This is a genomic window from Mycobacterium sp. SM1, assembly GCF_018361265.1.
In the GTDB taxonomy this organism is placed as follows: Bacteria; Actinomycetota; Actinomycetes; order Mycobacteriales; family Mycobacteriaceae; genus Mycobacterium.
In genome coordinates this window covers 255,038-279,522 of the sequence record NZ_JAFLNH010000002.1, presented here as the reverse complement: position 1 = coordinate 279,522, position 24,485 = coordinate 255,038, and the positions used below count along the sequence as shown (strand labels likewise).

Below are 24,485 nucleotides of genomic sequence, written 5' to 3'. Positions count from 1 at the left end.
CTTTTGCCGCGAGCGGGTCAGCCCGGCGCCTTTCCCAGCGCGGACAGCACCGCTAGGGTGGACGCCCGGCCGCCGACGGCGATGCGCACCGCACCATCGGTGTAGTGGCGCACCCGCAGTCCGGTACCGGCGAACACCTCGTGCCATGGCCGACCCCTCGGCGGCAGGTACACAAAGCTCGCGTGTGAATCGGTGCTGTAGACGCTCATGGCGCACAGGCGTCGCCGCAGGTAATTGCGCTCGGCGTTGATCCGCCGAATGCGTTGCCGTAACTGATCTTCGGCGTCATAGGACGCCGCGACCGCCACCGCGCTGGTGTTACTTACGCCGAACGGCAATTGCATGGCCCACAGCGTGCCGGCCAACTCGGGTGCCGCGAACCCGTATCCGATACGCAGTCCGGCAAGTCCGTAAGCCTTGGAGAACGTCCGCAGCACAACGACATTCGGAAAATGCTGGATCAGCTCCGGTCCATCGATGCGATGCCCCGGGGCGACGAACTCGATATAGGCCTCGTCGAGCAGTACCACCGTGTCACGCGGCACTCGCGCCAGGAGCCACTCCACGGATGCCAGTGGCTCCAGCGTTCCGGTGGGATTGTGCGGGCGGCACAAGACGACCACCCTTGCGTCCGCGGCGGCGTCGGCCATCGCCGCCAGGTCGTGATGGCCGTACTTGTCCAGCGCCACGATGGTCGGTCGCAGCCGGGCCATCTCGGCGAAAATCGGATACCCGTCGAATGTGGGCTGACTCAGCACAATCCGATCCCCCGGCAGCGCCACCGTGTGCAACACCTGCATCGCGACCCCGGACGCCCCCGCTCCCAGCACCACCTGATCGTCGCGAACGCCGATGCGGTGTGCCACTAACCGGCGCAACCGGTCTGGCCGGAACTCCGGATAGCGGTTGGCGGTGTCGATAGCGCGAGCCAAAGCCGAGCGCACCGCCGGTAATGGCGGGAAAGGGTTCTCGTTGAGGGACAGCGCGAACGGATCGACCGCCGGCGAAAGCGCGCCGAAGATCGCAGCGGTGGCCGAACTCGGCCGCGCCGCTTCACTCATCAGTCTCGCCCACCCCACCGCACGGCGGCCGCGCCGGCAAAGTCACCGGCATGGGCGAAGGCCGCCATCAAGACGACATCGCCGGAGTGGAGCTGTCCCTCGGTTATCGCGCGGTGCAGATTGATCGGGATACCGGCACCGAAGAGGTTGCCGCATTCGTCGAAGGTATCCCGATGGCGTTCGCATGGCACCCCGAGGGCTTCGCGCCAGTTACGCAGGAACACACGGCTGGGCTGGTTGGTGACCAGGAGATCAATGTCTTTGGGCGATATACCGATTCGATCGCACACCGCAAGCGCTACCTCGGGAACCAGGCGGTTGCCGCGGGCGAGCACCTTGGCGATCTTGGTGTCGGTGAAACCGATGAAACCCTCGCCGGGCCCGGGCTGCCACCACTTGCGGGGTGGGTCGATGGCGAGGGTCATGTCGCCGGCGTATGCGCCGTAGGTGCGGCACTCGACGTCGAGGATGGGTGATCGATCGGAGAGCGTGACAAGGCCGACCGCCGCACCATCGCCGGGAATCGCCGCCTGCGCCTTGCGGCGCACCGCGGGTTGGTCGAAAACCTGGCCGGCGGCATTCTGTGCGACCGCGATCAGCGCGGTCCGCCCTTCACCGGACGCCAGCAGGCAGCGGGCGACCTTGAGCCCCAGCACGAATGCTGCGCACCCGCCGTTGTGCAGGTCGAGTACCCAGGAGGGGTGCATGCCCAGCCGGTGAGCGATCCCACCGCCCGCGCCGTAGAACGGGATGTCGGGCAGCTGGGTGTGGGTGATCAGCACATCGACATCGGCGATGACGTCTCGGCCGTGGCGTTCGACCAGTCCTTGCGCGGCGCGCTCCACCATGTCGATCGCGGTTTCCTCCGGCCCGACGTGGTGACGAAACGCAGGCGCGCGAAACATGAGATTGCCGCGTAACTCGTCGGAGTCGGCGAATTGTGCGTAGTAGTCGGCGCTGACCGGCTCACCGGGCAGGTAGCTGGAGACATCGATCAGGCTCACGGGGGGCTGGCTCACGCTGGCCTCATCTCATCCAGGCCGGCGTAATCGGCAGGCCGTTGCGGTGCCGGTATTCGGCGATCGTCTTCAGGTTGTTCAGCTCCAGCCCGTGACCGGCACCGAACAGGTCCCAGAAGTCGCCGACCCAGCCCGTGCGCCCGGGTGGGGCGGTTTCGGGGTAGGGGTTCTCGTCGTAGAACGGGTGACGGCAATTGGTCCACAGGACAACCGAACCCGGCTTGTTGAGCACCACCTGCGCGTCGAGCACCCGCATCAGATAGATCATCCACAGGTGTTTACCCTGATCCCAGGCGCAGTGGTAGTCGACGGTCCGCGCCTCGGCATTGGCCACGGTGCGGGTGTAGATCTTGGTGTCCGGCAGCAACCGGTCGTAGGCCACCCAGAGCCCGGGCTCCTCGGTGGGCGTGAAGCCGCGTAGGGTGTAGGTCCACTCCTCGCAGCTGCGGGTGTCGGCCAGATATTCGAGCAGCTCGCCCGGCGGGCAGTCGATGTAGTCGTTGACGGTGCAGTACCGGCCGAAGACTTCGTCGTGCGGGTACACCGCGCGCATCTTGGCCATCATGACCGGGGCGGTCTGCTCCAGTGGCGAGGTCTCGATTCGCACCAAGCCCTCGATCGGCTCGGTGGTGCGCCGATGGGCGACGATATCGTCAAGCGCTGGCAGCGACATCGTTTCTGTTCTCCTTGCTAGTTGGGATATGTTGTCTAGCAGTGATGTTGGTTATCTGACCGGTGAGAAATGGTGCAAACGGAGGGATTTCGTCGGCCGCGCATTCGACGCTGATCACCGCCGGCCCGTCGAGATCGAGGACCGTGCGCATCGCCGCGCTTAACCCGTCGGCGTCGCTGACCTCGACACAGGTCAGTCCCGGGAACATCGCTGCCAGGCCGGCCCCGAGCCGGCTTGGAGCGAACCGGTTGTAGCTGTAACGGCCGCCGTAGAACAGCTGTTCGCGGGTCACGCACATCGCGTGGGCGTTGTTGTTGAACAATACGAACGTCACCGGTAGCCGATACTGCACCGCGGTGTGCACCTCCATACCATGCATGAAAAACGCACCGTCCCCGGCGATCACCACCACACGCCCGCCGGGTGGCTGTTGCTTCGCCCGGGCGAACGCCATCCCGATACCGGCACCGAAGCTGTAACCCATGCCGCCCATGCCCAGCGCCACGGCGAACCGGCCCCGGCGCCGCGCGGGCAGATAATGCACGGCCGCCGCGCCGGTGTTGCCGGCATCGACGACGATGTCGACACCGTCGGGTAGGACGCGATCGAGCACACCCATGGCGTCGCGGTAGCGCACCCCGGCACCGTCGAACACCGGCGGCCTTAACTCGGCGCTCGACACCACATCGGGCACCCGGATCCCCGTTGGCCGCCCGGGACCGGTGAGCGCTCTGGTCAGCATCCGCAACGATGTCCGCAGGTCGTCGGTGTGCACGTGGGTGCACGGAATGTATGGCGGCGCGGACCCGATCGAGATCGTGCGCACCGCCGCCAGCGCGTCGTCGAGACCCGTGCGCGCGGTCACCGGCAGCCGGGTGCCCACCACCAGGCACAGCGCGCTGGCCGCCACCGCCTCCGCCACACTGGGGTGGCCCATAACCCCGGTGACCCCGAGTGCCGACGATAGCCCGAAACCCGGTGTGCCGGCGGCATCTTTGGCATCGGGGACACACGCCACCCGGGCCCGCAGCACCGACCGCAGCGATGCCAGTTCGGCCTGCGCGTCATCGCGGGCGACTTGTTCGCCGGCGATAATGGTTACCGGTCCGGTCACCCGGCGCAGCGCTTGCACGATCGGGTGTGGGTCACCGATAGCCCGTCGGTCACCGACAGCCGGTGGGCGCTCGCCAGCCCCCATAAAACCGCTGGTCGGCACGTCGGACTGTTGAATGTCTTTCGGCAGCAGCAACACCGCGGGTCCGCCGGTTCGGGCCGCCGCCACGGCGGCCGACAATGCCGCGGCGATGTCGGCGGGCGTCAGCACCCGTCGGCAGAATACCGACACCGCGGAAAACAGCGCCTCGGCGTTCAGCGAACCGTTGCGCCCGCTGGTGTCCTGGAAGCTGCCGCGGCCATCCATCGTGGTCGCCGGCTGGCCCACCAGCGCCAATACCGGAACCCGGCTGGCGAACGATTCCCCCAGTCCTGGAACGAGGTTCAGCGCGCCTCCGCCGGAGGTCGCCGCTACCACGCCCAGGACGGCTCCGCTGCGGCTGTAGCCGTCGGCCATCGTGGCCGCCGAGAACTCGTGCTTGGCCAGCACGGCGGTGATGTCGGGCCGGAAATACGCGGCGTCGTAAAGATCTTCGATGTTGGCGCCGTCGACACCGAAGATGTGATCGGCGCCGATTCCCGCGAGGTGCCCGACGATGTGGTCGACCACCCGGTGCTTTCTGAGCATGTCATGTACACGACGCGCGGACGACGTGAGTTCACGGCGTGGGAAATTCCGCAATTAGCGCGTGGCCTCGACCACGCTGAGAGGCGAAGCTGTCCGCACCACCCGAGCCATCCGGAATCCGGCTTGGTGGAGCAGGTTTCGGTACTGAGAAACGCTGCGTTCACGGGAGCCCAAATTCAGCAGCATCTCCAGATCCGACCAATTCCCCGGGAAGTCACGCCCGTGCTCGGGGATCACCAGTTCGATCAGCAGCACCGCGGCGCGTGGCCCGGCTGCCGCGTGAACATTACGCAGGATCTGCACAGCCCGCTCGTCGGGCCAGTCGTGCATGATGTTCTTGAGGATGTAGGCGTCACCGCCGCCCGGAACGCTGTCGAAAAACGACCCTGCGACGATACGCACCCGCTCGGCCACACCGTGCTCGCGCAACAGGCCGGGGGCCCGTGCGACGACCCGCGGCAGGTCGTACAGGACCCCCCGGGAAGCCGGAGCCGCCTCCAGGATGGCCGCCAGCAGATGTCCCTGCCCGCCGCCGACGTCGACGATCGTGCGGTAGGCGCTGAAGTCGTAGCCGGCGACCAGGGGTGCGGTTGTCAGCCCCGAAATGCTTGTCATGGTCTGGTTGAACAGCTCGGCAAGCTCGGGTTTTTCGGCGAAGTAATCGAAGCTTTCCTTGCCGCGCAACTCGGGGACAACCGAATCCCCGGTCCGAACCGAATGCGCAAGCAGGGTCCAGCGTTCGCGCTGCTCGGGCGACCCGTAAAACCGCGCCGCACACGCCATCGACACCGGCACGTTTGCGCGCAGGGTTGCGCCAAGGGAATTCAGCTCATAACGGCCGTCTCGGCGCTGACGGAAGATACCCCGGCCGATCAACGCCCGCAGCAGCCGTTGCAGCGCATCGGCGTCCGCTCCCACCCGGGCCGCCAGCTCGTCGATCGGCAGCGGCCCGTCAGCGAGGGCATCGGCCACACCGAGTTCGGCCACCACGGTGATCGCCTGCGACGCCCAGGCGGCAGTGATCATTTCCATCATCGCTGCCGGCGCGGGTGTCAGCCGCTGATGAAGCCGGTACAGGTGGTGGCGCATCCACTCGACAACGCGGGCCAGCGTGGCCGGCGGCACCCGAGACGTGGTCATCGCGGTCGAGCACCGGGGACGGTCCTCGCGGTCAGCAGGTCCCGGCAGATCTCCGCGGACACCCGCCGGTGACTCACCGAACGCAGAAACCTCGCAAGCGCCCAGGTCATGACCCGGTCCGGAAGCATCCCCGCCGGTCGAAGCACCGACTCGGGACGGGATACCTGCAACGTGGTTACCCAGGACACCGCCTTGAGCTGGCGTCGCCTCGTTTTCTCGTACCAGCGCAGCGCCGTCGGCAGATCGCCATTGCTGCCGTTGCTTGAGTTCCGGACATCCGACAGCGCCTTGCGCAGCACCATCGCGTCGAGCAGCGCCTGATTGGTTCCCTGTGCGAGGGTGGGCGGCATCGTGTGCGCGGCGTCGCCGAGCAGCGTCACCGCGCCCCGGCCCGGGCCCGGAATCGGATGCCGGAAATGCGGGAACGGCGAACCGGCGAGATCGTCATCGGTCAACGTTGCCAGCACTCGATCCGCTGCGTCGCACCATCCGGTGAAACACGACCGGATCATGTCCATCGGACGCGCCGGCCTGACGAACTCGGGCGACCATCGCAGGTCGAACCACCACTGAAGCTTCGAACCGCCGGCCGGCCACAGGCCCAGGTTTGCCTGCCGGCCGATAGCCATCAGGGCGATGGGCGTTGCGCAGACCTCCGGAAGCGTGACCAGTCCCTGCCAGCTGCACCAGCCGGTGGGCTTCGCGGGCTGCGCGCCGACGAGACGCCGAACCATCGAGTGCAGCCCATCCGCGCCGATCAGCACGTCTCCTGCTGCCGCGCTGCTGTCTTGGAACTCGACTCGCACGCCGGTGCGGGTATTGACCGCCGCGACCGCCCGGGAGTTGCACCAAATGCGCTCGCCGGGAAAGTCTTCCAGCAGCCGTTCCAGCAGGATCCGGCGAGGGGCCATCCGCACGGGCGCGCCCAGCCGGGCCGCGAGCGCGGTCAGGTCCACCGTGGTGATCGGGTGACCGGTGGCGGTCACGACCCGAACGCTGGACAGCGGCTGCCCCGCCCCGTCCATATCGACACCCAGCTGGCCCAAAACCGTCGCGCCATTGGGCCAGATGGTCACGGCGCCGCCGCCCGGCGCCACATCCGGCCGCTGTTCGAAGACGGTGACGTCGTGGCCGTCGCGCAGTAATCCCCGGGCAACGGAAATTCCGCCCACCCCGGCGCCGACAACGAGAATGCGAAGCTTCGGCGGCGGGTTTGGTACCGGCAGCAGCCTCGCCGAACGCCGGCCAAATGGCGCAATCGGCTCCCGATCCGCTCTGTCAGGACGCCTCAAGTCGACACCTCACCTCGCCTCACCTAGTCTTCTGCGTGCCGTTCATAAGCCCATAGCTCCAGTCGTGCTTGCAGCTTCAGCAGGCCAAATCCGGCGAACGGCGTGGCCGCCGAAAATAAGGCCACCACCCACGGACTCATCTCCAACCTCCTGGTGCTGACACGCTGCACGCCGACGAGAGGTTCACCACGGCGCCACCCGAGCCCGATGAACCACACGGGGTCCCCGACCGTGTTACCGGCGGACCCGTGGATAGCCCGTGGAGAGACGTCATGCCGCCTCAGCAATCGCATGTCTGCCCTGGACGGACCCGCAACCGCGCGACTCAACACCGCGAAACGCTGGGAGATGATGAGATGACCTGTGCCGGTCGGCAAAGCCGCTCCGACGTCGTTGTCATCGGAGCGGGACCTTCCGGTCTGGCTGTGGCACGCGAGCTGGGGCATCGGCACCGAATCACGGCGCTTGTCGTCGAGAGGGCCGAGGCGCCGGCGGTGTCGTGGCGCACCCGCTATGACGAGTTTCGCCTCAACACGAGCGGTTTCTTGTCGCATCTTCCCGGACAGCGAATCCCGCTGGCGGCCGGCCGTTGGCCCACCAAAGAGGACATGGTCCGCTACTTCGACCGCTATGTGCGGGTTCAGCGCATCGCGGTGCAGCTCGGCTGTGAGGTCAACCGCATCGAGCGCGCCGCGGGCTGCTGGCTACTGGAGACCTCGTCGGGCGAAATCCGGGCACGCGTCGTGGTGCTCGCCACCGGCAGGTACCACACGCCCGTCGTCCCTGCCTGGCCCGGCCTTGCGTGTTTCACCGGCGAGCTCGTGCACTCCGGCGAATTTCGCAATGCCTGGCCGTACCGCGGCCGCGACGTCCTGGTTGTCGGCGCCGGCAATTCGGCCGCCGACATCGCTGTTCAGCTCGCCAACGACGGGGCGCGCCGGATTTGGCTCGCGGTGCGCACCCCGCCGCATCTGGTGCGCCGCGCGATGGGACCGTTCCCGTCGGACATCTTTCTCGAGCTGTTCGCCCGGGTGCCGGCGGGGGCGATCGATCCGCTGATCGCACGCCTCAGCCGTCTGTTGTGGGGTGACCTGTCGCCCTACGGCTTTCAGCAGCCCCCGCTCGGACTAAAAGCAACAGTGGAACAGAAAGGCCGCATTCCCACCCTGGCCGACGAGCTGATCCCCTTGGTACGGGCCGGGCGTGTCGAGGTGGTCGGTGCGGCGCAGGCGGTCGAATCCGGGCGGGTGGCCCTCGCCGACGGCAGGTCGGTCGAGCCGCAGGTGATCCTCGCCGCCACTGGCTTTCGCGCCGATCTCGACCGCCTGGTTGGGCACCTCGGCGTACTCGACGAGTGCGGCAACCCGCGCGGCGGCTTTTCCTCGCACCTGGGCGACGGGATGTTCGCGATCGGATATGGCAGCCCGCCCAATGGCCCACTGCGAGCGATCCGCCTGCACGCCACACCCTTGGCCCGTGAGATCGCGACCTACCTGGTCACGGCATCATCTCGTCCCGCTCAACCTGAGCGGTCGGTAACGGCATTGCCTTAACCGGTGCCGCCGCGCAAAAGTCAAAAGGAGATCAGTGGTTTCACTTGCTGCGGACAGAACCTTCTTTCGGGGCACGGACGGATACGAAGCCACCCGCCGCCAGACGGTGTGGAACGGTCTTGTGCCAGAACGCTTCCCCGATGTGATCGTGCAAGCGTGTGATATCGAAGACGTTGTCGCGGCGATCCACTATGCGTGCGCCCACGGCCAGCAAGTCGGCGTGCGCTCCGGTGGTCATAGCTGGACGGCCAGCCACCTGCGCGACGGCGGCATGTTGCTCGATGTCAGCCGCCTCGATCACTGTGCCGTCGACGCAGATCGGATGACCGCGCGTGTCGGGCCCGGCAAGGGGGCCAGCGTATTTGCTGCCGAACTGGATGCGCAAGGCCTTTTCTTTCCGGCCGGTCATTGCGCTGGCATCTGTCTCGGAGGCTATCTTTTGCAGGGCGGTTACGGCTGGAACAGCAAGGTGGTCGGGCCGGCGTGCGAGAGCGTGCTCGGGCTGCAGGTCGTCACCGCCGACGGCGAGACGATCTACTGCGACGCCGATAACCATCCCGATCTGTATTGGGCCGCCCGCGGCGCGGGGCCGGGTTTTTTTGGGGTGGTCACCTCGTTTACCCTGCGGCTGCACCGGCGCCCGGCGGTCTGGGGCACCTGTTTGTACCTGTACCCGATCGACGTCGCCGACGAGGTGTATGCCTGGGGGCGCTCCATCAGTCCCGAGATCGACGACCGGGTCGAACTGCAAATCCTCGCGTCGCGCAGCTTTCCGGTGGCCGGGCTCGACCACCCCGGCGTCGCCGTCGCATCGCCGGTTTTTGCCGAAACCGAAGAGCAGGCGGTGAAAGCCCTTGCGCTGCTGGGTACCTGCCCGGTCGCCGATCAAGCGATCATCAGTGTTCCCTACGCGCCGACAACCTTGGCCAGTTGGTATGCGACAACCGCGGGCAACTATCCGAAGGGCCACCGGTATATCGCCGACAACATGTTCACCTCGGCTTCCGCCGAAGAACTACTGCCCGGCGTCCGCATGATCATCGAAACGATGCCGCCGCACCCCTCGCACTTCGTCTTCGCCGGATGGAAGCCCTCCCCGAGCCGAGCCGACGCGGTGTACGGCTTGGAGGACGAGATCTACCTGGCGCTCTACGCCGTCTGGAGACATCCAGCCGACGACGAACGCTACCGCAATTGGGCCGGCTCCAACATGGCGGCGATGTCGCACCTTGCGACCGGCAGCGCGCTCGCCGATGAGAATCTCCCCCGGCGTCCAGCGAAGTTCATCACCGACGCAAACATGGCACGCCTCGACGAAGTGCGATCGGCCTACGACCCGCACGGTCGATTCCATGGCTGGATGGGAAGCGGGATGGGACGGTAAATGCGAACCGCCGTTCGGCTCAGGCGGCCCGCGGCATCCACGTGAGGCTGCGCATTTCGGGAAGTCGCGGCGCCAGCGCGTCAGCGACGCTGCGACCGATCCGATCGGCCGCGGCGAGTGTGGTGTCGGGATCCAGAAAGCCTTCGATGTCGACGCGTAGGGTCCGCCCCGTCCAGCGGGCCCGGGCATGCGCATGGTTGACACCGTGCACCGTGGCGGCGACGGTTTCGGCGATCGTGATGATCTCGGGGTCGACTCCGTCGAGTAGCCGGTGCGCGATATCGGAGGTCACCTCCCATCCGACATGGCAGATGAACCCGGTGACCATGATTCCGGCGATCGCGTCGGCCCAGGTCCAGCCGAGCGCCACGCCGATCAGCCCGGCCATTGCCCCGGCTGAGGAGAGCGCGTCCAGCCACGAATGCTTGGCATCGGCCACCATGGTCGCCGAGCTGATCCGCCGTCCCACCACCAGCTTGTAGCGAGCCACAAGCTGGTTGCCCACGATGCCCACCACCGCCGCGGCGATCCCCCAGCCCAGGTGTGTGGTGCCACCATGACGGAGCAGCTTGGTGACACTTTCAACGCCGGCGACGCCGGCGCTGCCCCAAATCACCAGTGCCACACCCATCCCCGCGAGGTCCTCGGCGCGTTCGTAGCCGTGGGGATATCGCGCGCTGGCGATCCTGCGGGATGCCCGGAACCCGACGAACACCACGATGCTGGTCGAGACGTCCGACAAGTTGTGCAGCGCATCACCTAACAGCGCCACCGAGCCCGACACCAGCGCGATAGCCAATTCGATGAGCCCGGTCAGCGCCAGGCCGATGGCACTTACTACCACCGCACGGTTGGCCTGCCGGCGCTCGCCCGCATCATCCACGGCGGTGGTAAGTGGAAATCGTGCCGCCGGGTCGCGCACTCCGGTAATCAGATGCATGCAGCAAGCATGCCCCGTCCGCGCGACACCAACCACCCCTGGGTGCGATCCGCACCACGCCGCGCGACCGGGCGAGTGGGATCAGCGCTAGTGACGGCGTCGTTCCTCGCCGCCACTACCGGGCGAAGTTCACAGCGTGCGCTCCAGCAGCACCTTGCCGTTGTCGGCCGAAACCACTTGCACCGCGGCGATCTGGTCAACCGGCGTCGAGATGCTGGCCGCGGGTGTCGCAGTGTGTCCGGGTTCGGCCACCCAGGTTGCCAGCCGAGTCTGACTGCCGTCGCGACCGACCACCGCCATCGCCAGCCTGTCATGGTGTGCATACACCGGGGCCAAGCAGACACACTTCATGGTGATAAAGGTGCCCCAGCGTTGGCTGCTCACCGACACCGTCGAAGCCAGCATCGTGGTCCCGACCTGCGCCATCGGCAGCGCCGACACGCTGGTCTGCGGCGGCGGAGAGGTCGCCGAATAGCCGGCAACGCCGACGAGCACACCGATCGCCAGTGCCACCGCGGCCGCCGCCGAACACGTCCAGGCTAGCAAGCGGGCACGGCGGCGGCGTAACCGCACAGTCGCCAGCAACGATGACAGCAGCTCCGGAGAAACCTCCGGCGATGCCTGGTCGGCATCGCCTATCGCGGCCACTTCGTCCCGGTCGAGCTGTGACAGCACGGCCGGCATTCCGCTCAGCTCACCGACTGCCTCCCGGCATGCCGGGCAGGACGCCAGGTGCGCCTCGAATTCGCGCCGGTCGGCAGCGGACAGTGATCCCAGCACGTACGCGGCGTCCCACATCGCGTAGTGGTGCTCGCCATTCTGAGACAGGCCGCCAACGTCGCTGCCCGCAACCCCCCGGATCTTCCGCGGCGCCGTCACCGTGTCACCCCCATCTCTTGCAGCATGAGCCGCAGTGCCCGAAGCCCGTAGTGCAGTCGTGACTTCACCGTTCCCTCCGGGATCTGAAGGTCGGCGGCCACCTGAGCGGTGGTCCATCCCCGGTAGTAGCACCGATCGATCACTGCCCGGTGTTCGGCCGACAGTTGGGCCATCGCGTCGGCGATCAGCAGCCGGTCCAGCGCCGCGTCCACCTCGTCCGGTGTGAGCCGCTCGGGCGCGCTCGGGTCGTCGAGCGAACCGGCCTGATTGCGGAATCGTGGGCTGCGTCGCTCGTCGATGATCATGTTGCGGGCCACGGTGAATAGCCACGCGCGCGCCGACCGGTCGGTGTCACCGGTGACTTCTGGATGCTGCCACGCCCGCAGCAGCGTCTCCTGGACGACGTCTTCGGCCCGGCCGGGGTCGCCGGTCAACCGCAGCGCATACCGCCACAAAACCGCCGCGTGCTCGTCGTAGAGCACCCTCATCAACGCGGCTTCGTAGTCCAGGGTGCTGGTGACACGAGGCACTCGATCACCTCCTGGTATTGACACGAGTCGAGTGCCTGCGTGGTTCAGCGCCGCCCCCGCATCCGCGATCAATCCGGGATCCAGTTTCCGTGGAATCCGTGCGGCACCCGCCGCGGAAGCCGTACCCGGGCCACCGGCGCGCCCTCGAAGTCCGACGCGTCGATGATCACCAGGTCGCTGCCATCGCGCACCGGATCGTAAACGTACGTCAAATACCAGCCGGATGATTCATCCGACAGTCCGGGCGACGGGGCGAACACCGCCTCGCCGGGGGTGCCGGGCGAACCGGCGGCGCCGAAACGATGCTCGGATGCGGCATCGCGCTCGAGGTCGTAGCGGACCAGGGCGCCGCCGCCGACAGCCACCGAGAAGCGCGCGGCCGTGCCGACCAGTCGGTCATCAACGCGCGGGAATTCCACAGCGCGGTCGTCGAGCTGGCTTTCCGCGACGTTACCGGTGTCCAGGTCGATCGTCCAGCGCCACAGCGCGGCATCGACTTGGAACTCGCTGCTGCCCCGCCACATTTCGGGATAGCGGACTACCTCCAGCACAATGGAATTCGCGCTGGTCGATGTCGCATCGTAGGCATTGGCAATGTGGAAGACGTAGCACGGGTCGATGTCGAACCAGCGCACCGGGCCATAGGGGTCGTCACGGCGCAGCACACCGAGCCTGGCCCCGTAGCGATCGTCCCACCGGTAGGGCACGTCGCTGCGTTCGTCCAGCTGCGCGAGCGCGACCCGGACGTCGAACACCAGTGGCAGGTCCAGGAAAACGACGTGCTCGGCGGTCAACGCGAAATCGTGCATCAACGTCAGACCCGGAACGTCAAGAGGCCGGCTGATGATCAGCTCACCGTCGGCGTTGGCGCGATGATAGGTCACATGCGGCTCGAAGATGTTGCCGCTGCTGAAAAAATGCAACTCCCCCGTGGCGGGGCAGATCTTCGGGTGCGCGGTCATCGAATTCATCAGCTTGCCGCCAAAGTCGTAGACGCCCACCGTTTTCAGATCGTTGGTGATTTCGTAGGGCAGCGAGAACTCCATCAGCGCCAGGGTTTTGCCGGCGTGGCGGACGACATGAGTGTTGGCGATGCTGGAGTGCAGGTTGCGGCTGCCGTCGGGGTTGTACAGCGGGAACGGCCGCTCGAAGCTCTCGGTGCGCACCCAGCGGTTGCGGTACCAGGCCGCCCGGCCGTTCTCCAGCCGGACCCCATGGATCATGCCGTCGCCGGTGCACCAGTGGCCGGCGGCCTCCCGCGGGTTGGGCCCGTTGCGCAGATACCACCCGCTCAACTCGGCAGGGATGGCACCCTCGACGGGCAAATCGAAGGCGGTCAGCTCGTCGGGCACCGGAGCGTAGTTGCCGGTGCGAAAGATCGGCAAGACGGTCTCCGGCGCATAACCCACGGCCGCCAGCGGACTTCGCGAAGCCCGCGTGTCAAAGGGGGCCGGCGCACCGCGCAACCGGCCGGCGGTCGCGAGCATCACGGGCCGCGGCGACGGCGCCCGCACCGCCGCCACGTCATCGTCGTCGGTGATCTCGTCGCGGTCGAGGAGCGACAGCAGGGCGGGCATGCCGGAAAGTTCAGTCACCGCGTCCCGGCAGGATGCGCATTCGCCCAGGTGCGCCTCGAATTCGCGCCGGTCGGCGTCCGAAAGCGACCCCAGCACGTAGGCCGCGTCCCACAGGGCGTAGCGGTGGCCGTCCTGGCCGCGCGGTTCAGGGGCGGGCGCTCCCTGCCGTGGAAACGTGGTCATTGGGCCACCCCCATCTCCAGTAGCGTCTGCCGCAGGGTTCGCAGCGCGTAATGCAACCGTGATTTCACGGTATCGTCAGCGATTCCCAGGTCGGCACCGATTTGCCCGGTGGTCCAGCCGTGATAGTACGCGCGTGAAACGATGGCCCGATCCTCGGCGGGCAGCTGGGCTATCGCGTCGGCGACCAGCGCCCGGTCGAGCGCCGACCCGCCGTCAGACGGGCCGGACTCCGGCGCTGCAGGGCCGTCGGGTGAGACCACCTCCGCGCCGAAGCGGACACCGCGCGCGTCATCGAGGATCAGGCCGCGCGCGACGGTAAACAACCAGGCGCGCGCCGACCGCTCATTGCCGTCGAGGACCTCCGGATGCTGGCGTGCCCGCAGCAGCGTTTGCTGCACCACAGTGTGGGCGTGCGCCGTATCCCCGGTCAGCCGGTACACATAGCGCAACAACGCCGCGGCGTGCTTGCTGTGCAGCGTCCGCATCGCGCCGGTTTCCGGCCTGTCCATCACCAGCCTCTCGGTGGTGACACGAGTGTCGGCCCCAATTTGGTTCACGAATTTGGTTCACGGTTCGTGCAGTGCTAGCCGAGGGTCGAAACGCGCGAACCGGTTGGGGCTACCGCTGCGGGTGTGCCCCCGCAGCGCCGACGATGCCCCTCACCCTACTCGGCTCAGATCGGAAACACCATGGCGAGGAACTCGATAGCCATGCCGGTGGCCATCATCGCTTGCTTCAGGTCATGCACCGGCCGGAGCCCGGCTATCCCGTGCCGGTGCTCCCTGACGTACCTGGCTGTCCAGAAAACGGCGGCAGCCGCGAAACTGAAGGTACCGAGCCAGTTCACAGCGCTGAACCATGCCGGCGGCCCGCCGCCCGCCGGCATGTCCATCGCGGTCATCGCCAGGGCCATGCCCGGCATCGACGCCGACATTGCCCGGTTCGTGCTGGCAAACATCCAGGCGCATGCCAGCATCATAAAGCCGTGATAGCCATACAATTCCCGCAAGGTGGTCGTTCGGGCGGCAAAGATCGCCAGGGCCACAAACCAGACGGTCGCCAGCGAGAAAAACGCTACCGGTCCTGCCTGCGGGAATCGCCCCATCCACGGCCAGGCCATCACCGCCATCGCCACCGCCATCGCGAAATGCAGCCCGTGGGTCAGCACCGTCGTCCACGGCCGGCGTTCACGGATGGCCAACCGGGCAGATTCAACGGCGCTCACCGCGAATAACCCGGTGACCATCCAACGAAGCAACAGGTCATGGATCATGTGAGGCTTGGCGGCTCCGATCGGAAAACGGCATGGCGAATCGGTGGTGCAGCTGCTGCAGCAGTCCCCCCTCGGCCGAAGCGGCGCAGCCGCAGCGAGTTGCTGACCACGCTGACCGAGGAGAATCCCATCGCCGCGCTGGCGAGGATCGGGTTGAGCAGGCCCAGCGCGGCCAGGGGGATGGCGGCGATGTTGTAGCCGAACGCCCACCCCAGGTTTTGGTGGATGGTGCGCAGGGTCTGCCGGGAGAGCTGGATCGCGCGCACGACACCGTCGAGCCGGTCGGACATCAGGGTGATGTCGGAGGCCTCGATGGCCACATCGGTGCCGGTGCCGATCGCGATGCCCAGATCGGCCTGCACCAGCGCGGGGGCGTCGTTGACGCCGTCGCCGACCATCGCCACCCGCCGGCCCTCCCGTTGCAGCCGGCGGATCTCGCTGACCTTGTCTTGGGGCAACACCTCGGCCAGCACCCGCTCGATACCCAGCTGCCCGGCGATCGCGGCCGCCGTGCGGGCGTTATCGCCGGTGATCATGGCGACCTGCAGCCCCATGGCGTGCAGCCGGCGCACCACGGCGGCGGCCTCGTCTTTGACGGTGTCGGCCACCGCGAGCACCCCCACAACCCGCCCGTCATAGCCGACGAACACCGCGGTGAGCTCCCGTTCTTCGAGCTCTGTGGCCGCCGCGGCCAAATGCTCGGGCAGCAGGCAGCCGTGCTCCTCGATTAGGGGGCGCCGCCCCACGCACACCGGTGCGCCGTCGATCTCGGCGCGCATCCCCAGCCCCGCGCGGTTGGCGAAACCCGTGGCCGCGGGGATCGCCAGCCCCCGCTGGCGGGCGGCCGCCACGATCGCCGCCCCGATGGGATGCTCCGAGCCCGACTCCGCCGCGGCGGCCACCCGCAACACCGGATCGGCCTGCTGGCCCCGCTCGGGGATCACCTCGATGAGCTGCATCCGCCCGCGGGTGAGGGTGCCGGTCTTGTCGAACACCACGGTGTCGATCCTCTTGGAGCCCTCCAGCACCTCGGCGCCTTTGATCAAAATCCCCAGATCCGCGCCCCGGCCGGTGCCGACCATGATCGCGGTGGGGGTGGCCAGCCCCAGCGCGCACGGGCAGGCGATGATCAGCACCGCGATCGCGGCGCTCATCCCGGCCAGCGGGTCGAGGATGACCAGCGCCCACTCGGCGAACGTCAACACCGCAATAGCGATGACCACCGGCACAAACACCGCCGAGATCCGGTCGGCCAGCCGCTGCACCGGGGCCTTGCCGGCCTGGGCCTGCTCAACCAGGCGCACGATCTGCGCCAGCGCGGTATCAGAGCCCACCGCGGTGGCCCGCACGCTCAACAGCCCATCGGTGTTGAGGGTCGCCCCGGCGACATGATCGCCCACCGCTTTCTCCACCGGCGCCGACTCCCCGGTAAGCATCGACTCGTCCACCGCGGCGCGCCCCTCGATGACCTCACCATCGACGGGGATCTTCTCCCCCGGGCGCACCCGCATCACATCCCCGACCCGCACCCGCTCCACCGGCACCAGCCGCTCCCGGCCATGCACGAGCAACCGGGCCTCCTTGGCGCCCATCTCCAGCAGCTTGCCGATCGCCTCGGAGGCCTTGCCCCGCGCCCGGGCCTCCAAAGAGCGGCCCAACGTCAAAAACGCGATAATCAGCGCCGCGGTGTCAAAAAACAGCGGCCCGCCCACGAAAAGCCCATAGGTGGAATAGCTGAACGCGGTCAGCGTGCCCAGCGTGATCAGCGTATCCATGTTCGCGCTTAGCGCCCGCGCCCGCTGCGCGGCCCCCCGAAGAAACGGCCAACCGGCCACGAACTGCACCGGTATCGTCGCGGCGAACGCCGACCAGCGCGCCCACGAGTAATCACAGCAAAACATGGTCAACACAAACACCAGAAGCCCCAGCGGCCAGGCCAGCCACACCCGCCACAACCAGGTGCGCTGCGCGCGCCGACTCTCCTCGCCCGGCGAGGGTGGGCTCGCGGTGACCGGCTCCAGGTGATAGCCCAGGCGCTCGATCGCCTCGCGCAGCCGCTCGACATCCACCTCACCGGGCCGGCAATCCACGTGCGCGATCCCGGTGGCGAAGTTCACCTCCGCCTCGGCCACCCCCGGCTGCTTGGACAACGTCTTCTGCACGCGGGCCGCACACGACCCACACGTCATGCCCGCCACCGCGAACTCGACCCGCGCCGTCAGGGCCCGATCGGCGGCCTTGGCATCGGTGGCCTTAGTAAGGCCCAGCGCTTTGGTCATGATGCCTCTTTTTTCTTCCCGACAAGCCGCATCACCACGGGTGCCAACGCAGCATTCGGGGCCGGCCCCTTCAGTCTATGATCGTTCCTCTTCGCCCAGGCTGAGAATTTGCGGTGCATCGCTGAAGAGGCCGAACACCATAGCGTGCAGCCGAGCCCCTGCCCTACTTTCGGCCGCGTCACCCGGCCCCGCCGGTGCGCGATTCCGTGCCGGTGCTTAGCCGAGGGTCAAGATGCGGGGGCCGTCCTCGGTTGCCGCGACGGTGTGCTCCCAGTGTGCGGCACGCGACCCGTCGACGGTGGTGACCGTCCACTGGTCATCGAGCACAACGGTTTTGCCGGATCCCAGCGTCAACATGGGTTCAATCGCCAGCACCGAACCCGGGGCCAGCAGCGGACCGCGCCCCGGAGATCCCTCGTTGGGTACGAACGGCTCCATGTGCATGCGCCGTCCGATGCCATGACCCCCATAGCCTTCGACGATGCCGAACCTGCGCCGATAGCGGACCTCGGCGGCGTGCGTCCCCGTTTCGATGGCGTGGGACACATCGCTCAGCCGATTGCCGGGAGTCATCGCGGCGATCCCGGCCTCCAAAGATTCCCTGGTCGCCCGTGACAGCGCGTCGTCGTCGGCGCTGAGCGCCTCGACGCCAAAGGTGATGGCGGCGTCCCCGTGCCAGCCCTCCAGGATTGCGCCGCAGTCGATGGACACCAGGTCACCGGGTGCCAGGATCTCCGCGGCGGACGGGATGCCGTGCACCACCCGATCGTTGATCGACACGCAGATCGACGCCGGATAGCCGTGGTACCCCAGAAATGACGGGGTGGCACCGGCATCGCGGATCACCGATTCGGCGATCTCGTCCAGGGTCAGGGTTGACGTCCCGGCGATTGCGGCGCCCTGCACCGCACGCAGCGCGGCGGCGACCACGGCACCGGCCGCGGCCATCGCGTCGAGTTCGCCCGCGCTGCGCCGCGGAACCACCTTGCGCTGGCGCAGTCCTGCCAGGGTGATCACCGTTATTTCCCTAACGCTCGCAGCGCTCGGGCGGACACCTCGTCGACGGCGCCGACGCCATCGACGCTCTTCAGCTGGCCACGGTAATACGCCAACAGCGGCGCGGTCTCCTCGCGGTAGACCTTCATACGGTTCACGATGACGTCCTCGGTGTCGTCGGGGCGCCCCCGCCCGTTGAGTCGCTTGAGCAACTCCTCTTGCGATACCCGCAATTCCAGTACCGCATCGATCTTGGCGCCACGGCGTTCCAGCATGTCGTGCAACGCTTGGGCCTGCTCGAGGGAGCGCGGATAGCCGTCCAAGACGAAGCCGGCCGCGGCGTCGGGCTTGCCGAGGCGGTCCTCGACCAGCGCGTTGGTCAGCTCGGAGGGCACCAAATCACCGGCGTCTAGGTAACGCTTGGCCTGCAAACCCAGCTCGGTGCCCGCGCGGATGTTTTGCCGGAACAGCTCTCCGGTAGAGATGTGGGGAACCCCGAGTTTCTCGGCCAACCTCTCAGCCTGGGTGCCCTTTCCCGCCCCGGGCGGCCCCAGCAAAACGACTCTCACTTCAAAAATCCCTCATAGTTACGTTGCATGAGTTGGCTCTCGATCTGTTTCACCGTGTCCAAACCGACGCCGATCATGATCAGAACCGCGGTGCCGCCGAACGGCAGATTCTGCACCGTCCCGGTGGTGCCGATCTGCAGGAACAGATTGGGCAGCACCGAGATCACACCGAGATAGATCGAGCCCGGCAGCGTTATCCGGCTCAGCACGAAGCGCAGGTAGTCAGCGGTCGGCCGGCCCGGCCGGATACCGGGAATGAAGCCGCCGAACTTTTTCATCTCGTCGGCACGCTCGTCGGGGTTGAACGTGACCGAGACGTAAAAGTATGTGAAGAAAATGATGAGCCCGAAGTAGATGGCGATGTACACCGAGTTGCCGGGGTTGGATAGATAGCTGGCGACGAATTTGTCCCACCAGCTATTGCCCAGGCCGCCTCTGCCGCTGCGTACCAGCTGGGTGATCAGCTGCGGAATGTAGATCAGCGAGGACGCGAAGATCACCGGGATAACACCGGCCTGGTTGACCTTCAGCGGCAGATACGTCGAGGTGCCGCCGTACATGCGCCGGCCGACCATGCGCTTGGCGTACTGCACCGGGATGCGACGCTGCCCCTGCTCCACGAACACCACGCCCACGATGATGATCAGCGCGGCCACGCACACCGCGGCAAACACCACCCCACCCCGGCTGTCCAAGATGGATTTGCCCTCGACCGGGATGCGGGCGGCGATACCGACGAAGATCAGCAGCGACATGCCGTTGCCGATGCCACGCTCGGTGATCATCTCGCCCATCCACATCACCAGCGCCGCGCCGGCGGTCATCACCAGCACGATGACGACCAGGGTGAAAATGCTCTGGTCGGCAATGATGTTCAGGGTGCAGCCCTGCAGCAGCCCGCCGTTGGCCGCCAGCGCGACAATGCTGGTGGCCTGCAGGATGGCCAGCGCGATCGCCAGGTAGCGGGTGTACTGGGTCATTTTGGCCTGCCCGGACTGGCCCTCCTTGCGCAGCTCCTCAAATCGCGGGATCACCACGGTGAGCAGCTGCACGATGATGCTGGCGGTGATGTAGGGCATCACCCCGACCGCGAACACCGTCAGCTTCAGCAGCGCGCCGCCGGAGAACAGGTTGATCAACGAGTAGATCTGCCCCGCTTCGCCGCCGCTGACCTGCGCGATGCACTTCTGCACATTCGGGTAGTTCACGCCCGGAGACGGCAGGGAGGCCCCGATCCGGTAGACGATGACGACGCCCAGCGTGAACAGGATCTTTCGCCTCAAGTCGACTGTCCGCAGCGATGAGATGAAAGCCGAAAGCACTTTTCCTCCTGCGCGGCCGAACCCCGGTCACGGCTTGCCGACCGGGCCGGCCGGCGTCGGGCAATCCATGTCACGCGCCCAGCACCCGCAGGCTGGGGAGCGGTCCGGGCACGCGTCGAACAGTCTTATGAGACTATGTCGAACAGTCTACGAGACTAGCAGCGCGAACAGCGGGTCCCGACGCCAGGCGTACAGTTGCGGTGAGTTGTTATATTGGCTAAGTATCAGCTGGGCTTTAGCTGTCGCCTGGAGAGCTGGGGAGAGTCCTATGACACGCAGCGATAGGGATACCTGGGATTTGGCCTCCAGCGTGGGTGCGACGGCGACGCTGGTCGCCGCGGCCCGGGCGCTGGTCAGCCGGGAAGCCGACCCGATCATCAGCGACCCGTTCGCCGCGCCGCTAGTGCGAGCGGTGGGCATCGACTTTTTCACCCGCCTGGTCGACGGTGAGATCGTAACGGCGAAGGCCCCTGACGAGGCACGGCGAGAGCTGCAACTGGTGACCGACTCGATAGCGGTGCGCACCCGCTTCTTCGATGAGTTCTTCACGAACGCCATGGCCGCCGGTATCGGTCAGGCGGTGATCTTGGCCGCCGGCTTGGACGCCCGGCCGTACCGGTTGGCGTGGCCGGCGGGCAGCGTCGTCTACGAGGTCGACCAGCCCAAGGTCATCGCGTTCAAAAACGAGACCATGTCGCGGCTGGGCGCCACGCCGGCCGCCGAGCGTCGCACGATCGGCATCGACCTGCGAGACGACTGGCCGACCGCGTTGCGGCGCCACGGTTTCGATGACACCAGGCCGTCGGCCTGGAGCGCCGAGGGCCTATTGATGTACCTGCCGCCGCAGGCCCAGGACCGGCTGTTCGACGACATCACCGCGCTTAGCGCTGCCGGCAGTCGACTCGCCACCGAATACCATCCGGATGGCGATGCGACGATGACCCAGCGCGCCCGGGCGTTCCACGATCGATGGGCCAAGCTCGGCTGCGACGTCGATTTGTCGGGTCTTTTCTACGAAGGCGAGCGCAGCAACGTCGTCGACTATTTGACCGAGCGGGGTTGGCAGGTAGCCACTAGGCTGCGGCGGGAGTTGTTCGCCGACTACGGCCGCAATTTTAATTTTCCGGACGACGATGACACCGTGGCCCCGTTCCGCAATGTCGTCTCCGTCATCGCCACCCGCCGTTGACTTGCCGGCTGCACGGTCGGCTGCTGCCGTGGCCACCGCCAGGTCACTTCTGGTCTTCGGCCCTCGACCGTGATACCTGGCCCTGGACCGCGCGAACTTCTTACACTGGCTAAGTAAGCATCCGTAGGGAAGGGATTGATTGATGGCGGGCGCCGGCACAGCACGATCTGAGGGCGATAGCTGGGACCTGGCGACCGGCGTCGGGATGACCGCCACCATGGTGGCGGTCTCGCGGGCGCTGGCCTCGCAGGGGCCTAACCCGCTACTGGATGATCCGCTGGCCGACCCGCTGGTGCGGGCGGTGGGGCTGGAGCCGTTTGTGCGGATGATCGACGGCGAGATCGCGTTCGAGGATGACGCATTTCTGCGTCCGCAGACGATGAGGGAGCGAATCACCGTTCGCACCCGATACTTCGATGACTTCTTCACCGCGGCCGCCGACGAGGGGGCGCGTCAGGCCGTGATCCTCGCCTCAGGCCTGGACACCAGGGCCTACCGGTTGCGATGGCCCGCGGGCATGGTGGTCTACGAGATCGACCAGCCGCAGGTCATCGGCTTTAAGACCCGCACCCTGGCCGGTCTGGGTGCTCGTCCGGCAGCAGATCACCGTGCGATCGGCATCGACCTGCGAAACGACTGGCCAACCATGTTGCGCCAGCATAGTTTCGATACGCACCGGCCGACAGCGTGGAGCGCCGAGGGCCTGTTGCCGTATCTGCCGCCCGACGCCCAGGATCGGCTATTCGACAGCGTCACCGCCCTCAGCGCACCCGGCAGCTGGGTCGCCACCGAATATCTGCCAGACCCCGACGCCTTCTTCGAGCAGCGAGCACCGCGACTCGCCGAGCGGTGGCGGCGGCTGGGCCTGGACCTGGACATGGCGGAGCTCGTCTACCGCGGTGAACGCAGCAGCGTCATCGACTACCTGACCGCTCACGGCTGGCAGGTGACCGCACACACTGCCAGAGAACTGTATGCGCGCAACGGTTTTGAGTTTCCCGACGATGACACGATGACTAACTTCGGCGATATGAGCTACGTCACCGCGAAACTACCGGAATCGTGACTCTCCCAGCCACAGCACGCTGACCCCCGTCGACGTCTGCTCGGCCTGCCCGATGATCCCGGCAACCGCCCGGCCCAGTACGCCGGCCACGCCGGGCAGCGACACCGCACCCGGCTGTGAGGACGGCCGTTGCCGGATGAGCTCCCGCAGGGAGGCGCTGGGGTAGCTGACGAGCCGGACCTCGGTGTCTTCATCCAGGCCGGCCAGAATTTTGGCGCGGCGCACCGCTGCGCGCAACCCGCCCAGCTCGTCGACCAGGCCCCGCTCGAAGGCGTCCACTCCGGTCCAGATCCGGCCCCGCGCAACAGCCTCCACAGCTTCGGTGCTCAGATGGCGCCCCTCCGCGACGCGCTGCACGAAGTCGCGGTAGCACAGGTCTATTTCGGCCTCGACCCGGGCCTGCTGCTCCGGTGTGAAGGGCGCGTTGATCGACCAGGCATCCGCGTTGGCGTTGGTGCGTACGCCGTCGAAGCCGATGCCCAGCCGGTCCTTGAGCTCCCGCGCCACGAACTTGCCGGCCAGGGCACCGATCGAACCGGTGATGGTGCCCGGGTTGGCCACGATTGCGTTGGCGCCCATTGCAATGTAATAACCGCCCGAGGCCGCGACGGCACCCAGCGATGCCACTACCGGCTTGCCGCGTTCGCGGGCTTTCGCTACCGCCCGCCAAATGGTTTCCGAGGCGGTGAGGGTACCGCCGCGGCTGTCGACCCGCAGCACGATCGCCGACACCGAGTCGTCGGCGGCCGCGTCGCGCAGCGCTGCCGCGATGGTGTCGCCGCCGGCGACGGAAGGACCGAAAGGCACCATCGTCGGGCCGCCGCGTCCGTTGACGATCAGCCCGGCCACGGTGACAACCGCGATCTTCGGTTTGGGTTTGCGGCCCGGAACCCGCGGCAAGGGTGGCAAAGGCAGTGTGGACCGCGGCCCGCTCGCCCGGGCGTAGCGCGCCAGATACCGCCGCGGCGGTGCGTTCCGGTCCGTGTCGGCATCTCCGGTATCTGGTGAAATTCCCTCCGCGCCAACGAGTTCCGCGATCCGGGCATAGGCTTGGTCACGAAATCCGATCCGGTCGACCAAGCCCGAGGCCACCGCCTCGTCACGCAGCAGCGGTGCCCGGTCGGCAAGCCGGTCAATCACGTCGGGTGCGATCTTGCGGGACTCGGAGACCGCCTGCCACACCTGGGCGTGCAGGCTCTCCAGCAACCTCGTGTCGGCTTCACGGTGCGCGTCGGTGTAGCGGTCCTGGGTATAGCGATTCGCCGCCGACTTGTATTCACCGCGCATGACCAGCTGGGCTTCGATGCCCACTTTGCGCAGCGCGTGGCGTAAGAACACGGCGTGGGTGGCAAAGCCGACCAGCCCGACGGTTCCCGAGGGCTGCATCCAAATCTCGCCGAACGCCGACGCCAGGTAGTACGACAGCGTGCCCGGGTAGGTTTCGGCCCAGGCCAGCGACGGCTTCGCCGCGGTAAACGCCGTGATCGCATCGCGCAGCTCTTGAATGGGCCCCACCGGCTCCGCCGTAAGCTGCACGCGCGCAATCAACCCGGCGACGCGCCGATCGTCGGCGGCGCGGTGGATCGCGGCCACCACGTCGCGGAGCACCAGCGGTCGGCCGCTGCCGGTGATGATCGCAAGCGGGTCAAAGCCGGCGGTCTCCGGCGGCGCGGAGCGCAAATCCAGCTCTAGCACGCACCCGGTGGGCACACCGTGATGGCGGGCGGCATCGACGCGGCGAGCCAGGGCCCGCACTCCGCCGATGCCGGGAAGCTCAGGCAGCAAGGCGAACATGCGTCGAGCCTACCGGCGCGCGAAC

At 67.1% G+C, this 24,485-nt stretch carries 21 protein-coding genes; 4 read left to right on the top strand and 17 right to left on the bottom strand.

Annotation, left to right across the window (positions count from 1 at the left end):
• Nucleotides 1-17 precede the first annotated feature (17 nt).
• The 6 genes from MSM1_RS10995 to MSM1_RS10970 are packed head-to-tail and all read right to left on the bottom strand — an operon-like array spanning nucleotide 18 to nucleotide 6,827.
• Nucleotides 18-1,061, bottom strand: a complete 1,044-nt coding sequence (locus tag MSM1_RS10995) for a histidinol-phosphate transaminase (protein WP_213442147.1) — start codon at nucleotides 1,059-1,061, stop codon at nucleotides 18-20.
• Complete coding sequence (locus MSM1_RS10990; RefSeq protein WP_213442145.1) at nucleotides 1,061-2,080, bottom strand: 3-oxoacyl-ACP synthase III family protein; 1,020 nt, start codon at nucleotides 2,078-2,080, stop codon at nucleotides 1,061-1,063. The genes MSM1_RS10995 and MSM1_RS10990 overlap by 1 nt, the downstream gene beginning before the upstream one ends.
• A 7-nt stretch (nucleotides 2,081-2,087) precedes the next feature.
• Complete coding sequence (locus MSM1_RS10985; protein ID WP_213442143.1) at nucleotides 2,088-2,753, bottom strand: SRPBCC family protein; 666 nt, start codon at nucleotides 2,751-2,753, stop codon at nucleotides 2,088-2,090.
• Complete coding sequence (locus MSM1_RS10980) at nucleotides 2,734-4,494, bottom strand: thiamine pyrophosphate-binding protein (protein WP_213442141.1); 1,761 nt, start codon at nucleotides 4,492-4,494, stop codon at nucleotides 2,734-2,736. Before MSM1_RS10980 ends, MSM1_RS10985 begins: the two co-directional genes overlap by 20 nt.
• Before the next feature lie 54 nt (nucleotides 4,495-4,548).
• Nucleotides 4,549-5,634 carry a methyltransferase gene (locus tag MSM1_RS10975; protein WP_213442139.1) on the bottom strand — a complete coding sequence of 362 codons (1,086 nt, stop codon included), beginning with the start codon at nucleotides 5,632-5,634 and terminating at the stop codon, nucleotides 4,549-4,551.
• The gene (locus tag MSM1_RS10970) at nucleotides 5,631-6,827 is read right to left on the bottom strand and encodes an NAD(P)/FAD-dependent oxidoreductase (protein ID WP_213442866.1); all 1,197 of its coding nucleotides are present in this window, start codon (nucleotides 6,825-6,827) and stop codon (nucleotides 5,631-5,633) included. The genes MSM1_RS10975 and MSM1_RS10970 overlap by 4 nt, the downstream gene beginning before the upstream one ends.
• Before the next feature lie 455 nt (nucleotides 6,828-7,282).
• On the opposite strand from MSM1_RS10970, the gene MSM1_RS10965 reads away from it, so the two are divergent.
• Nucleotides 7,283-8,479, top strand: coding sequence for an NAD(P)/FAD-dependent oxidoreductase (locus MSM1_RS10965; protein ID WP_213442137.1), 1,197 nt, complete (start codon nucleotides 7,283-7,285; stop codon nucleotides 8,477-8,479).
• Between the two features lie 34 nt (nucleotides 8,480-8,513).
• A complete protein-coding gene (locus MSM1_RS10960; RefSeq protein WP_213442135.1) occupies nucleotides 8,514-9,863 on the top strand; it encodes an FAD-binding oxidoreductase in 1,350 nt (449 codons plus the stop codon).
• 19 nt (nucleotides 9,864-9,882) lie between these two features.
• On the opposite strand, the gene MSM1_RS10955 is transcribed toward MSM1_RS10960, so the two are convergent.
• From MSM1_RS10955 to secY, 10 genes are all read right to left on the bottom strand, one after another.
• A complete protein-coding gene (locus tag MSM1_RS10955) occupies nucleotides 9,883-10,803 on the bottom strand; it encodes a cation diffusion facilitator family transporter (protein ID WP_213442133.1) in 921 nt (306 codons plus the stop codon).
• A 129-nt stretch (nucleotides 10,804-10,932) separates the two neighbouring features.
• On the bottom strand, nucleotides 10,933-11,601 hold the full coding sequence (locus tag MSM1_RS10950) for an anti-sigma factor (protein WP_213442865.1): 669 nt from the start codon (nucleotides 11,599-11,601) through the stop codon (nucleotides 10,933-10,935).
• Between the two features lie 77 nt (nucleotides 11,602-11,678).
• Nucleotides 11,679-12,170, bottom strand: coding sequence for a sigma-70 family RNA polymerase sigma factor (locus tag MSM1_RS10945; protein ID WP_213442864.1), 492 nt, complete (start codon nucleotides 12,168-12,170; stop codon nucleotides 11,679-11,681).
• A gap of 110 nt (nucleotides 12,171-12,280) precedes the next feature.
• Entirely contained in the window at nucleotides 12,281-13,972 is a 1,692-nt protein-coding gene (locus MSM1_RS10940; protein ID WP_213442131.1) for a carotenoid oxygenase family protein, read from the bottom strand.
• Nucleotides 13,969-14,481 carry a sigma-70 family RNA polymerase sigma factor gene (locus MSM1_RS10935; protein WP_213442863.1) on the bottom strand — a complete coding sequence of 171 codons (513 nt, stop codon included), beginning with the start codon at nucleotides 14,479-14,481 and terminating at the stop codon, nucleotides 13,969-13,971. Before MSM1_RS10935 ends, MSM1_RS10940 begins: the two co-directional genes overlap by 4 nt.
• Before the next feature lie 164 nt (nucleotides 14,482-14,645).
• The gene (locus tag MSM1_RS10930; protein WP_213442128.1) at nucleotides 14,646-15,245 is read right to left on the bottom strand and encodes a DUF5134 domain-containing protein; all 600 of its coding nucleotides are present in this window, start codon (nucleotides 15,243-15,245) and stop codon (nucleotides 14,646-14,648) included.
• The gene (locus tag MSM1_RS10925) at nucleotides 15,242-17,524 is read right to left on the bottom strand and encodes a cation-translocating P-type ATPase (RefSeq protein ID WP_213442125.1); all 2,283 of its coding nucleotides are present in this window, start codon (nucleotides 17,522-17,524) and stop codon (nucleotides 15,242-15,244) included. The genes MSM1_RS10930 and MSM1_RS10925 overlap by 4 nt, the downstream gene beginning before the upstream one ends.
• Nucleotides 17,525-17,740: 216 nt before the next feature.
• Nucleotides 17,741-18,541 carry a type I methionyl aminopeptidase gene (gene map / locus MSM1_RS10920; protein WP_213442123.1) on the bottom strand — a complete coding sequence of 267 codons (801 nt, stop codon included), beginning with the start codon at nucleotides 18,539-18,541 and terminating at the stop codon, nucleotides 17,741-17,743.
• A 2-nt stretch (nucleotides 18,542-18,543) separates the two neighbouring features.
• Nucleotides 18,544-19,089: an adenylate kinase gene (locus MSM1_RS10915; RefSeq protein WP_213442121.1), complete on the bottom strand. Its 546-nt coding sequence runs from the start codon at nucleotides 19,087-19,089 to the stop codon at nucleotides 18,544-18,546.
• Nucleotides 19,086-20,411: a preprotein translocase subunit SecY gene (gene secY, locus MSM1_RS10910; protein WP_213442119.1), complete on the bottom strand. Its 1,326-nt coding sequence runs from the start codon at nucleotides 20,409-20,411 to the stop codon at nucleotides 19,086-19,088. Before secY ends, MSM1_RS10915 begins: the two co-directional genes overlap by 4 nt.
• Before the next feature lie 268 nt (nucleotides 20,412-20,679).
• On the opposite strand from secY, the gene MSM1_RS10905 reads away from it, so the two are divergent.
• Both MSM1_RS10905 and MSM1_RS10900 read left to right on the top strand, forming a co-directional pair.
• A complete protein-coding gene (locus tag MSM1_RS10905) occupies nucleotides 20,680-21,600 on the top strand; it encodes an SAM-dependent methyltransferase (protein WP_213442117.1) in 921 nt (306 codons plus the stop codon).
• Nucleotides 21,601-21,742: 142 nt separating this feature from the next.
• Nucleotides 21,743-22,666: a class I SAM-dependent methyltransferase gene (locus tag MSM1_RS10900; protein ID WP_213442115.1), complete on the top strand. Its 924-nt coding sequence runs from the start codon at nucleotides 21,743-21,745 to the stop codon at nucleotides 22,664-22,666.
• On the opposite strand, the gene sppA is transcribed toward MSM1_RS10900, so the two are convergent.
• Nucleotides 22,652-24,460, bottom strand: a complete 1,809-nt coding sequence (gene sppA, locus MSM1_RS10895) for a signal peptide peptidase SppA (RefSeq protein ID WP_213442113.1) — start codon at nucleotides 24,458-24,460, stop codon at nucleotides 22,652-22,654. The genes MSM1_RS10900 and sppA overlap by 15 nt on opposite strands.
• Nucleotides 24,461-24,485 lie beyond the last annotated feature (25 nt).